The sequence below is a fragment of the Sphingobium sp. 3R8 genome (genome assembly GCF_020166615.1).
GTDB lineage: Bacteria > Pseudomonadota > Alphaproteobacteria > Sphingomonadales > Sphingomonadaceae > Sphingobium > Sphingobium bisphenolicum.
In genome coordinates, this window is the sequence record NZ_JAIQXR010000017.1 from 53,017 (window position 1) to 65,082 (window position 12,066).

A 12,066-nucleotide genomic window follows, 5' to 3' on the forward strand; every position below is an offset into this window, starting at 1 on the left:
ATGCGCCTTAGTGACTGCGTTTCGTCAGGGCAACCCAATGCGGTCCCAGGGCGGCTTCGGGACATAAAGTGTAACAAGAAAATCGATGAACGCGGTGATCGCGGCAGGCGGATTCTGCTGTGGCAGTTGCACGGCGAACAGGCTGACATCGGTCGACCCCTCATAATCCGGCAGGATTTGCCGAACATCGCCGCGGTCGAGCGCGGCGCTGATATCCCATAGCGATCGCAGCGCGATGCCGCCGCCCGCCAACGCCAGTTCGCGCACCAGTTCGCTGCTGTTGGTGCGGACATGGCTGCGCCCCTCGACCGCTACCGGCCCCTTCGGCCCGACCAGTCGCCAGGGCATCTGTCCTTCGGCGGCCAGCAGGCGATGGTTTTTCAGGTCCGCGATCGTCTCCGGCACGTCGAACCGCTCCAGATAGGCGGGCGCGGCGCACAGGATGCGGCGGTTGGCGGCGAGCTGGCGCGCGGTCAGGCCCGGACCAGGATCGGCAGTGATGCGGATGGCGAGGTCCGCGCGGCTCTCGATCAGGTCGCTGAAATCGTCCGACAGGTCGATGCTCAACTCCACCTTCGGATGCGCGTCGATGAAGCGCGGAAGATAGGGCGCCAGATGCATTCGCCCGAAGGATGTCGGCGCGGTGATGCGCAGCGGCCCGCTCGCCACCGCCGACGCACCCGACACGCGCCGCTCCGCCTCGTCCAGCGCTGCCAATATGCCGCGCAGGTCGGCATGGAGCCGCTCGCCCGCCGGCGTCAGCGCCAGCCGCCGCGTGGTGCGATGCACCAGCTTGGCACCCAGCCGCTCCTCCAGCCGCGCCAGCCGCTTGGACATCATCGCGGGCGAGATATGCAGCCGTCGCCCGGCCGCCGCCAGCCCGCCCTCATCCACCACGCATACGAACAGTTCATGATCGGGGTCCATCATATTCGTTCACCAAAGGAATGACTGTCTTCGTATAATAGCGTCTACACGGCATAATGGGAATCGGCTATCGCTATCGCAACAGTCGTCCTTTCCGCCTGCGCGGGAAGGATGAAGGATGGAGCAGGAGAAGACGATGACCGACCGCATGATCGACAAGGCCGGCCTTCAGGTCGCCGAGCCACTGGCCGATTTCATCGACAGCCGCGCGCTGCCCGGCACCGGTATCGCGCCCGACGCCTTCTGGGCGGGCACGGCGGACCTGTTCGCCCGTTTCGCCCCGGAAAACGCGACGCTGCTGCGCAAGCGCGACACGTTGCAGGCGCAGATCGATAGCTGGCATGAGCGGCGCAAGGGGCAGCCGCATGACGCCACCGCCTATCAGGCCTTTCTGCGCGAGATCGGCTATCTGGTCCCCGAACCCGCACCTTTCGCCATCGGTATTGAAAATGTCGATGACGAGGTCGCGCGGCTGGCGGGGCCGCAACTGGTCGTCCCGATCCTCAACGCCCGCTTCCTGCTCAACGCCGCCAATGCGCGCTGGGGCAGCCTCTATGATGCGCTCTACGGCACCGATGCGATACCGGGCGCGGCGGCGGGACAGGGCTATGACGCCGCGCGCGGCGCACAGGTCATCGCCTGGGCCAAGGCCTTTCTGGACGATGCGATCCCGCTGGCGGACGGCAGTTGGGCGGATCTGTCCAGCGACGCCATTATCCTGCGCGATCCGACCCAATATATCGGCGCCAGCGAGAAGGGCCGCCTGTTCCGCCACAATGGTCTGCACATCGAAATCGTCTTCGATGCCACGCATCCGATCGGCGCGACCGATCCGGCAGGCATAGCCGACGTCATTCTGGAATCCGCGCTGACCGCGATCTGCGACCTCGAAGACTCCGTCGCCGCCGTCGACGCGCAGGACAAGGTCGCGGCCTATGCCAACTGGCTGGGCCTGATGCAGGGTGATCTGACCGACACGTTCGAGAAGGGCGGGAGACAAATGACCCGCGCCCTGAACCCCGACCGCGCCTATACCGCGCCGGATGGCAGCAGCTTCACCCTGCCGGGGCGCAGCCTGCTGTTCGTCCGCAATGTCGGCCATCTGATGACCAACCCGGCGGTCCGCCTGCCCGATGGCGACGAAGCGCCCGAAGGCATATTGGACGGCATCGTCACCAGCCTGATCGCGCTCCACGATTTGAAGCGCGACGGCGGCAACAGCCGCGCGGGCAGCGTCTATATCGTCAAGCCCAAGATGCATGGGCCGGAGGAAGCGGCTTTCACCAACCGTCTTTTCGATGCGATCGAGGATCTGCTGGGCATGGCGCGCCACACGATCAAGGTCGGCGTCATGGACGAAGAGCGCCGCACGTCGGCGAACCTTGCCGCCTGTATCGAGGCTGTCCGCGACCGCATCGTCTTCATCAACACCGGCTTCCTCGACCGCACGGGCGATGAAATGCACACGTCGATGCAGGCCGGTCCGATGATCCGCAAGGGCGAAATGAAGAGCAGCGACTGGATCACCGCCTATGAGGATCGCAACGTCCAGATCGGCCTGGCCTGCGGCCTGTCGGGCCGGGCGCAGATCGGCAAGGGCATGTGGGCCGCGCCCGATCGCATGGCCGACATGCTGGAGCAGAAGGCGGGCCATCCGAAGAGCGGGGCCAACACCGCCTGGGTTCCCTCGCCGACCGCCGCCACGCTGCACGCGACCCATTATCACCGCATCGACGTCTTCGCCCGGCAGGACGAACGCAAGGCGGAGGGGATCGCGCCGCTGGACAAGCTGCTGACCATCCCCGTCGCGGTCGGCCGCAATTTCTCGGAAGAGGAGATCGCGCAGGAACTGGACAATAACGCGCAGAGCATCCTCGGCTATGTCGTCCGCTGGATCGACCAGGGCGTCGGCTGCTCCAAAGTGCCCGACATCCACGATATCGGCCTGATGGAGGACCGCGCGACGCTGCGCATTTCCTCGCAGCATATGGCCAACTGGCTGTTGCACGGCGTCTGCACGGCGGAGCAGGTCGATGCTGCGCTGCAACGCATGGCCGACAAGGTCGACGCCCAGAACGCCGGCGATCCGCTCTATCAGCCGATGAGCGGGCGCGAAGCCGAAAGCCTCGCCTATCAGGCCGCCCGCGCGCTGGTGTTCGAGGGTGTCGAACAGCCCAGCGGCTATACCGAACCGCTGCTCCACGCCTTCCGTGCGGAACAGAAGGCCGAGGCGCTGGAAGACGCATAACATTTCCAAACCTGTTGTGGCGGTTCCCATGCTGCGTTACGCCCTCACCGGCGGGCAGCATGGGAGCCATCATGACGATCCTCGTCCACCACCTCAATAACAGCCGATCGCAGCGAATCCTCTGGCTGCTGGAGGAACTGGGCGAACCTTATGAAGTCCGCCGCTATGAGCGCGACCGCAAGACGATGCGCGCGCCCGAAAGCCTGCGCGCCATCCACCCGCTCGGCCGGTCGCCGGTGGTGGAGGTGGACGGCCATCGCCTGATCGAAACCGGCGCGATCATGGAACATCTGGTCGCCCGCGCCGGCAACCGCTTCGGCCCGCCCGCCGATACGGAAAGCGCGATCCGTTATCGCCAATATATGCACTATGCCGAAGGATCGATGATGCCGCCGCTGCTGGCGTTGCTCATCATCGGCAAGCTGGGCCTGCTCGGCCGCCCCGCGCGTCCGACCGTGCAAAAGATGCTGGACGATCATCTCGACTGGATCGAAACCGAACTGGCGAGCCGCCCCTATTTCGCGGGCTACGCCTTCACCGCCGCCGACATGATGATGAGCTTTCCGCTGGAGGCGTCCCGCGCACGCGGCGGCCTCAACGAATCAGGCCCCAACACTCTCCGCTGGCTGACCGCAATGCATGACCGCCCCGCCTATCAGGCCGCTCTCCAGACCGGAGGCAAATATGCCTACGCCTGACCGCCGCACGCTTCTGCGCTATACGGCCGCGACCCTCGCCACCGCCGCGATAAGCCCGCGCCTGTTCGCGCAGGAGCGAGCCGCCGAAGCGCTCGCATCCCTCACCGGCGCCGTGACCCCGATCGGCAAGGCCGAACGCGCCGACCGCCTCGCTCGCGCGCAGAAGATGATGCAGGCGGCGGGCATCGACGCCCTGCTGGTCGAACCGGGCGCCAGCCTTATCTATTTTAGCGGCATCCGCTGGCACCGGTCGGAGCGCCTGACCGCGCTGGTCATTCCGGCCAGCGGCACGCCGCTGGTCGTCTGCCCCTTCTTCGAAAAGCCCTCTATCGACGAATCGCTCGCCATCCCCGCAGAGGTGCGCGTCTGGCAGGAGCATGAAAGCCCCTATGCGCCGATCGCCGACTATCTGACCGCCAAGGGCCTTGCGAAGGGCCGCATCGGCATCGAGGAAACGGTCCGCTATTTCGCGGTCGACGGACTCAAGGCCGCGCTGCCCGACGCAAGCCTTGTGAAAGACCCCGTCACCCGCGCCATTCGCATGCGCAAGACCGCCGCCGAAATCGCCCTGATGCAGACGGCCGCCGACGTCACCATGGCCGCCTATCGCTGGACCTACCGCCAAGTGAAGGCCGGCATGACCCCTGCCGATATCGGCGCGCTGATGAGTGCCGCGACCAAGCAACTGGGCGGGCAGGTGGAGTTCAACCTGATCCTGCTGGGCGAGGCCGCCGCCTATCCGCACGGCTCCGGCAAGCCGCAGGCGGTGCGCGCGGGGGAAGTCGTGCTTATGGACTGCGGCTGCACGGTCGAGGATTATCAGTCCGATATCAGCCGCACTTTCGTTTACGGCGCGGCCCCCAGCGCGCAGCAGCGCAAGGTCTGGAATGACGTGTCGCAGGGGCAGAAGATCGCCTTCGCCGCCGCCAAACTGGGCGCGCCCGCCGGCTCGGTCGATGACGCGGTGCGCAGCTATTATGAAAAACAGGGTTATGGCCCCGGCTATGCGCTGCCCGGCCTGTCCCACCGCACCGGCCATGGCATCGGCATGGAAGGGCATGAGCCGGTCAACCTGGTCCATGGCGAAACCACGAAGCTGGACGTTGGCATGTGCTTCTCCAACGAACCGGGCCTGTATCTGCCCGGCACCATGGGCATCCGCATGGAGGATTGCTTCCACATGACCGCGCAGGGACCGGCATGGTTTTCCAAGCCGCCGGTGTCGATCGAACAGCCGATCGGGTAAGCGCCGGACCATGGAGTTGATTGAACTCGATGCGTCCGGCTGGGCAAAGCCGTTGGACTTCTATCTCGCCCTGTTGCCACGACTGGGCGCGCCTGAATGGCATGGTCTTAATCTGGATGCCCTGTACGACAGTTTGCTGGGCGACATTAACGCCGTTGAGCCGCCCTTCGCTGTAACGATAGCAAATATCGACAACCTGCCGGTCGAGATGGCCGACTTCATGGCGCGGGTGGCAACTGTGTTCGCCGATGCCCGACATGACCATGGTGTGGAGGTCACGCTGCAATTGATCTGACGCGGGTTGTGACACCACGACCAAATCCCCCGCTTGTGCGGCGGGCCGCTTCCCACTAAATCGCCCCCATGACCTCGACCAACGACATTCGCCGCTCCTTCCTCGACTATTTCGGGGCCAACGGCCACACCATCGTCCCGTCCGCGCCGCTGGTGCCGCATAACGACCCGACCTTGATGTTCGTCAATGCGGGCATGGTGCCATTCAAGAATGTCTTCACGGGTCTGGAAACGCGCCCCTACAAGACCGCGACGTCGAGCCAGAAATCGGTCCGCGCCGGCGGCAAGCATAATGACCTCGACAATGTCGGCTATACCGCGCGCCATCATACTTTCTTCGAAATGCTGGGCAATTTCAGCTTCGGCGATTATTTCAAGGAACAGGCGATCACCCACGCCTGGACCCTGCTGACCAAGGAATGGGGCCTGCCCGCGGACAAGCTGACCGCGACCGTCTATCACACGGACGACGAGGCGTTCGACCTGTGGAAGAAGATCGCCGGCCTGCCCGAACAGCGCATCATTCGCATCCCGACAAAGGATAATTTCTGGGCGATGGGCGACAGCGGCCCGTGCGGTCCCTGTTCGGAAATCTTCTACGACCATGGCGACCATATCTGGGGCGGCCCTCCCGGTTCGCCGGAGGAAGATGGCGACCGCTTCGTCGAAATCTGGAACCTCGTCTTCATGCAATATGAGCAGGAAGCGAACGAGATCGTCAGCGAACTGCCCAAGCCGTCGATCGACACCGGCATGGGTCTGGAGCGCATCGCCGCCGTCATGCAGGGCGTGCAGAACAATTACGATACGGACACGTTCAAGGCGCTGATCGCGGAGTCCGGCGCGATCACCCGCACCGCGACGGATGGCGAATTTCAGGCAAGCCACCGCGTCATCGCCGATCATCTCCGCTCGACCAGCTTCCTGATTGCAGACGGCGTGCTGCCCGCCAATGAAGGCCGCGGCTATGTCCTGCGCCGCATCATGCGCCGCGCCATGCGCCATGCGCATATCATCGGCGCCAAAGACCCGTTGATGTATCGCCTCGTTTCCAGCCTCGTGTCGGAAATGGGCGGCGCCTATCCCGAACTGGTCCGCGCCCAACCGCTGATCGAGGAAACCCTGCTGCGCGAGGAAACCCGTTTCCGCAAGACGCTGGAAAACGGCCTGCGCCTGCTGGATGAAGCCACCACCGGCCTGGGCGACGGCGCGACGTTGCCGGGCGAAACCGCGTTCAAGCTCTATGACACCTATGGCTTCCCCTATGACCTGACAGAGGATGCGCTGCGCACCCAGGGGTTGTCGGTCGACCGCGCAGGTTTCGACGCCGCCATGGCCGAACAGAAAGCCGCCGCCCGCGCCGCCTGGAAGGGCTCCGGCGAAAAGGCGTCGGACGAAATCTGGTACGACATCTCCGAAACCTTCGGCACGTCCGAGTTCGTCGGCTACGCCTCCACCCAGGGCGAAGGCGAAGTGCAGGCCATCGTCAAGGACGGCGCGCGCGTCGATAGCGCCACCGTCGGCGACACGGTCGCGATCATCACCAACCAGACGCCCTTCTACGGCGAAAGCGGCGGCCAGAATGGCGACGCGGGCACCATCACCTCGCTCGGCGGCCTCTCAGCCGAAGTGGCCGACACGTCCAAGCCGCTCGGCCGTCTCCACGCCCATCAGGCGACGATCACCGCAGGCAGCGTGAAGGTCGGCGACACCGTCCAGTTGACCGTCGATGTCGAGCGCCGCGACCGCATCCGCGCCAACCATAGCGCCACCCATCTGCTGCACGCGGCCCTCCGCAAGGAACTGGGCCAGCATGTGACGCAGAAGGGCAGCATGGTCGCGGCCGAACGTCTGCGCTTCGACTTCTCCCACCCCGAAGCGCTGACCCACGCCCAGATCGCAAAGGTCGAGGCGGATGTGAATGCGCAAATCCGCCATAATGAGGAAGTCACGACCCGCCTCATGACCCCGGACGATGCGATCGGCGCGGGCGCGATGGCGCTGTTCGGCGAGAAATATGGCGACGAAGTCCGCGTGCTTTCCATGGGCCGGGGCGACGAACATCATTATTCGGTCGAACTGTGCGGCGGCACGCATGTCCGCGCGACCGGCGACATCGCTTTGTTCAAGATCGTGTCGGAAAGCGCCGTCTCGTCGGGCGTCCGCCGGATCGAGGCGCTGACCGGCGAAGCCGCGCGCCTCTGGCTGGTGGACCGCGACGACAAGCTGCGCCAGACCGCCAACGCGCTCAAGACTTCGCCCGAGGAAGTGCCCGCCCGCATCGTCGCGCTGGTCGAACAAAGCCGCAAGCTGGAACGGGAACTGGCCGAAGCGAAGAAAGCGCTGGCCCTTGGCGGCGGATCGGGCGCAGCCCCGGCCGGTCCCGAACAGGTCGGCGCTGTCAGCTTCCTGGGCCAGGTCATCGACGGCCTCGACCCCAAGGAACTGCGCGGCATCGTGGACGGCAACAAGAAGACCCTAGGCAGCGGCGTGTCCGCGATCGTCGCGGTGGTCGACGGCCGCGCGACCATCGCGGTCGGCGTCACCGACGACCTGACCGCCAGCATCAGCGCGGTCGATCTCGTCCGCGTCGGCGTCGAAGCGCTGGGTGGCAAGGGCGGCGGCGGGCGTCCCGATATGGCACAGGGCGGCGGCCCGGACGGCGACAAGGCCGCAGCCGCGATCGACGCGGTGAAGGCGGCGCTGGCGAGCGTGCCGGTTTCGTAACGCGACGGTAAGATTTTGCTGTGACATCATGCCTCTGCCTGACAGTGGAGGGATGACATGCGCTTAGTTGTGATCGGGATGGTCGCCATGATGGCGACGTCCGCTACGGCGCAGGTGTCCGCAGCGCCGCCGCCACCACCTATCGCGGTGCCATCTGCGACCCGCGTCCCGCCCCCTGTCTTCTCCCCATCGCCGGGGGATCTGCGCGGGTTGCCCGTGACGTCGATCATGGTCCGTATGATGCTGGGTAAGCGGATTCTGTGGAATGGCCCGCTCAATATCGGGGGAAATGGCGTCGCCCGCATATCTGTTAACGAACCGGTCGACAGGCCGGACGATTGCAATGCATCGCCAGAGAATAGAGCGTATCGGCAGATCGAGCTATCGATAAACAGCCAGACCTACAGGTCTGGCAATATGCCTGAATATAGGCTGTCTGCCCGCTATGTCCGGCCCGGTGAAGGTGCCGACTGTCCCATGGGAACGCGGACCATTGCCATTGACCAAGGCTTTTCGCTCGATGGCAGGAAGAGCTTCTTGTTCGAAGGGGATGGCGGTATGCAGGTGCAGATCATGCTACAATGATAGCATATGGCGCTACGCTCTGGCTTTTTCTCGCCTGATCGGATGAACCAGGTAAGGCGATATTATGCGGATAAAGCGCTGAACCATGTCCCTGGATTTAACCGCGATCATCGATGACATTATCGCCCAGATCGCCATGGCGGAGGATCGCGGTACGGTCGCCAGCTACATCCCCGAACTGGCGAAGATCGATCCTGCGCAGTTCGGCATTGCCATCGCGACAGCCGACGGCCGCCTCCTGACCGGCGGTGACGCCGACACCGGCTTTTCGATCCAGTCCGTGTCGAAAGTCTTCGCCCTGACCCTGGCGCTGGGCAAGGTCGGCGACCAGCTATGGGACCGTGTCGGGCGCGAGCCATCGGGCAATGCCTTCAATTCCATCGTCCAGTTGGAGCAGGAGAAGGGTGTCCCGCGCAATCCCTTCATCAACGCCGGCGCGATCGTCGTCGCCGACGTCAATCTGGGCGGGCACCAGCCGCGCGTCGCCATCGGCGAGATGCTGCGTTTCGTGCGCTATCTGACCGGCGACGACAGCATCGCCATCAACGAGGATGTCGCGGCGTCCGAAACCGCCACCGGCTATCGCAACATGGCGCTCGCCAACTATATGCGCGCCTTCGCCAATGTCCGACATCCGGTCGATCTGGTGCTCGGCACCTATTTCCATCAATGCGCGATCGAGATGAGCTGCCGCCAACTGGCGCTCGCCGGCCGCTATCTGATGCTCGATGGCCGGCATCCCGACGGGGGCAGGGTGGTGTCGCCCAGCCGCGCCCGGCGCATCAACGCGCTGATGCTGACCTGCGGCCATTACGACGCCTCGGGCGATTTCGCCTTTCGGGTCGGCATACCCGGCAAGTCGGGCGTAGGAGGCGGCATTCTCGCCATCGTGCCGGGCCGTGCCTCGATCGCGGTCTGGTCGCCGGGCCTCAACGACAGCGGCAACAGTTGCCTGGGCACCCAGGCGCTGGAGCTATTGGCGCGCCGCACCGGCTGGTCGGTTTTCAGCCCGCCCGAAGAGGGCGATTAGCCTACCTCGTCCGGCCGCAACCGCCGCAGCTTGGGTGCGGTCGCCATCTGCGCCGCCTCCTTGATCCCGACGCGCAGATCCTCGCGGGTCTGGTGGATCGATGCGATCACCGGCCCCATCGCGACGCCCAGGTCGACCAGCGCCGTCTCGGCCAGTTGCAGCGAGCTTTCCAGCGTCTCGGGCACCGCATCGCTCGCCCCCGCCTTGTAGAGTTGGGCGGCATGATCGGTATCGCGCGCACGGGCGATGATTGGCAGGTCCGGCACCCATCCGCGCACCCGCTTGGTGACGCGCACCGAAAGGACCGGGTCGTCCATCGTCAGGATCAGCGCGCGGGCATGGCCCAGCCGCAGCCGGTCGAGCATCTCCACCCGCGCGACGTCGCCGAACAGGATCGGATAGCCCAGTCGCCGCGCCTCCGCGACCACATCGGGGTCCGATTCGACGACGACGAACCGCTGTTTGTGCGCCTTGAGCAGGTCGCACACCATGCGGCCCACGCGGCCGAAACCGATGACGACCGCTGCCGCCTCGATATGGTCCTCGGTCGCTTCGATCCGCTCCTCGCCCAGCGCCATTTCCAGCCGCCGGGCGACGTCATGGCCGATCCGCGCCAGCAGCGGCGTGATGGTGAGGCCGATGGCGGTCACGATCTGCCAGAAGGCGGCGGTCGATGGCAGGATCAATTGCGCAGCCGCGGCGGTCGACAGCACGATCAGCGTGGTTTCCGACGGGCTGGACATCAGCACCCCGACCTCCAGCGCCACGCCCTTGCGCACGCCCGACAGATAGAGCAGCGCCGACGTCACCAGCGTCTTGGCCAGCACCACGCCCAGCACGGCGAGCAGCAGGCTGGGCCAGTTGGCCAGGATGACGCGGATGTCCAGGCTCATGCCCACGGTGATCAGGAACACGCCCAGCGCCAGCCCCTTGAACGGGGCGGTCATCACCTCGACCTCGCTATGATAGTCGGTTTCGGCGATCAATATCCCGGCGAGCAGCGCGCCGACGATCGGCGACAGCCCAGCGATCGAGGTGGCGAGGCTGGAGACGATCACGACCAGCAGGCTCGCCGCCAGGAACACTTCGGGGCTTTTCGTGCGCGCCGCCTGGCTGAAGATATGGGGCAGGACCAGCCGACCCAGCACCAGCATCACGGCGATGGTGATGCCGCCCTTCATTAGCGTATTGGCCATTTCGCTCCACGCGCCGTCGGGACTTGCGGCTACGGAAGGGGCGAGCGCGCCCAGCATGAAGATGATCGGCACCAGCGCCAGATCCTCGAACAACAGCATGGAGAAGGCGGCGCGTCCGACCGCGCTCTGCGTGCCGACCATCGGCAGCACGACTGCCGTGGAGGACAAAGCCAGTGCGAGGCCCAGGCCGATCGCCCCGGCGGTTGGCTGTCCCAGCAGGTACAGACCCGTCGCGATCAGCAGCGCGCCGCCGATCAATTCGGTCGCACCGACCCCGAAGACCTGCGCGCGCATCGTCCATAATCGCCGGAAACTCAGTTCCAGGCCGATCGAGAAGAGCAATAATATGACGCCCAGTTCGGCGAAAGGCTCGATCGCCGCGCCATTGGATATGGTGACATGGTATAGCCAGGGATATTGGCCGACCAGCGATCCCAGACCCGCCGGTCCGACCGCGAGGCCGACCAGAATGAAGCCGATCACCGGACTGATGCGAAGCCGCGCGAAACCGGGAATGACGAGTCCCGCCGCCCCCAGGATGACGAGGGAGTCGCTGAAACTATTGGGATTGATTGCACCGGCCATGGCGGCATCATTGCGGCAACGGGTCGCAATATCCAGCCTTTTGGTCGAAAAAAGCATATTGTCGATGATGGTGCGGACGGCGGGACTTGAACCCGCATTTCCAGGGGAAGGCGGATTTTAAGTCCGCTGCGTCTACCGATTTCGCCACGTCCGCCCATCATGCCCTTGGGCAGGGCATCCCCTGACGGCTGGCGCGCGATAGGTCAAGCCATGGATCGACAAGATGGATCGACTCAGGCGTCGTCCTTGCCGTTAAGCCGTTCGCGCATTTCCTTGCCCGGCTTGAAATAGGGCACCCGCTTGGCGGATACCGGCACCTGCTCGCCGGTGCGGGGATTGCGCCCGGTGCGCGCATCGCGGGCGCGGGTTGTGAAAGCACCGAATCCGCGCAATTCCACGCGGCCGCCGGTGGAAAGCCGGTCGACAATTTCCCTGAAGAAGAGATCGACGATCTTTTCCACTTCCGGCAGGCTGAGCCCCGGATTTTCCTCGGCCAGCTTCTGGATCAGTTCCGAACGGATCATTGGTTC

General features: G+C 64.9%; 10 protein-coding genes and 1 tRNA gene. 7 read left to right on the forward strand and 4 right to left on the reverse strand.

Going from position 1 to position 12,066, the window contains the following annotated elements; translation table 11 throughout:
• Positions 1-24: 24 nt before the first annotated feature.
• Positions 25-930 (reverse strand): LysR family transcriptional regulator, encoded by a 906-nt coding sequence (locus K9B33_RS16105; RefSeq protein WP_224550097.1) that lies wholly within the window; start codon positions 928-930, stop codon positions 25-27.
• 133 nt (positions 931-1,063) lie between these two features.
• Here K9B33_RS16105 and K9B33_RS16110 point away from each other — a divergent pair, with 133 nt between their 5' ends.
• The 7 genes from K9B33_RS16110 (at position 1,064) to K9B33_RS16140 (ending at position 9,755) form a co-directional block, all read left to right on the forward strand.
• Positions 1,064-3,175 (forward strand): malate synthase G, encoded by a 2,112-nt coding sequence (locus K9B33_RS16110; RefSeq protein WP_224550098.1) that lies wholly within the window; start codon positions 1,064-1,066, stop codon positions 3,173-3,175.
• A 71-nt stretch (positions 3,176-3,246) separates the two neighbouring features.
• Positions 3,247-3,873 (forward strand): glutathione S-transferase family protein, encoded by a 627-nt coding sequence (locus tag K9B33_RS16115; protein WP_224550099.1) that lies wholly within the window; start codon positions 3,247-3,249, stop codon positions 3,871-3,873.
• The gene (locus K9B33_RS16120) at positions 3,860-5,119 is read left to right on the forward strand and encodes a M24 family metallopeptidase (protein WP_224550100.1); all 1,260 of its coding nucleotides are present in this window, start codon (positions 3,860-3,862) and stop codon (positions 5,117-5,119) included. Before K9B33_RS16115 ends, K9B33_RS16120 begins: the two co-directional genes overlap by 14 nt.
• A 10-nt stretch (positions 5,120-5,129) precedes the next feature.
• Positions 5,130-5,414 carry a barstar family protein gene (locus K9B33_RS16125; RefSeq protein WP_224550101.1) on the forward strand — a complete coding sequence of 95 codons (285 nt, stop codon included), beginning with the start codon at positions 5,130-5,132 and terminating at the stop codon, positions 5,412-5,414.
• 68 nt (positions 5,415-5,482) lie between these two features.
• Positions 5,483-8,140: an alanine--tRNA ligase gene (gene alaS, locus K9B33_RS16130; protein WP_224550102.1), complete on the forward strand. Its 2,658-nt coding sequence runs from the start codon at positions 5,483-5,485 to the stop codon at positions 8,138-8,140.
• Between the two features lie 228 nt (positions 8,141-8,368).
• Complete coding sequence (locus tag K9B33_RS16135; protein WP_224550103.1) at positions 8,369-8,725, forward strand: hypothetical protein; 357 nt, start codon at positions 8,369-8,371, stop codon at positions 8,723-8,725.
• A gap of 85 nt (positions 8,726-8,810) precedes the next feature.
• Entirely contained in the window at positions 8,811-9,755 is a 945-nt protein-coding gene (locus K9B33_RS16140) for a glutaminase (RefSeq protein WP_224550104.1), read from the forward strand.
• Here the strand turns inward: K9B33_RS16140 and K9B33_RS16145 are convergent.
• The 3 genes from K9B33_RS16145 to K9B33_RS16155 form a co-directional block, all read right to left on the reverse strand.
• A complete protein-coding gene (locus K9B33_RS16145; protein ID WP_224550105.1) occupies positions 9,752-11,536 on the reverse strand; it encodes a cation:proton antiporter in 1,785 nt (594 codons plus the stop codon). The two genes, K9B33_RS16140 and K9B33_RS16145, sit on opposite strands and share 4 nt — an antisense overlap.
• A 68-nt stretch (positions 11,537-11,604) precedes the next feature.
• Positions 11,605-11,690 (reverse strand) — tRNA-Leu (locus K9B33_RS16150).
• A 79-nt stretch (positions 11,691-11,769) separates the two neighbouring features.
• A complete protein-coding gene (locus K9B33_RS16155) occupies positions 11,770-12,060 on the reverse strand; it encodes an integration host factor subunit beta (RefSeq protein ID WP_169573269.1) in 291 nt (96 codons plus the stop codon).
• Positions 12,061-12,066 lie beyond the last annotated feature (6 nt).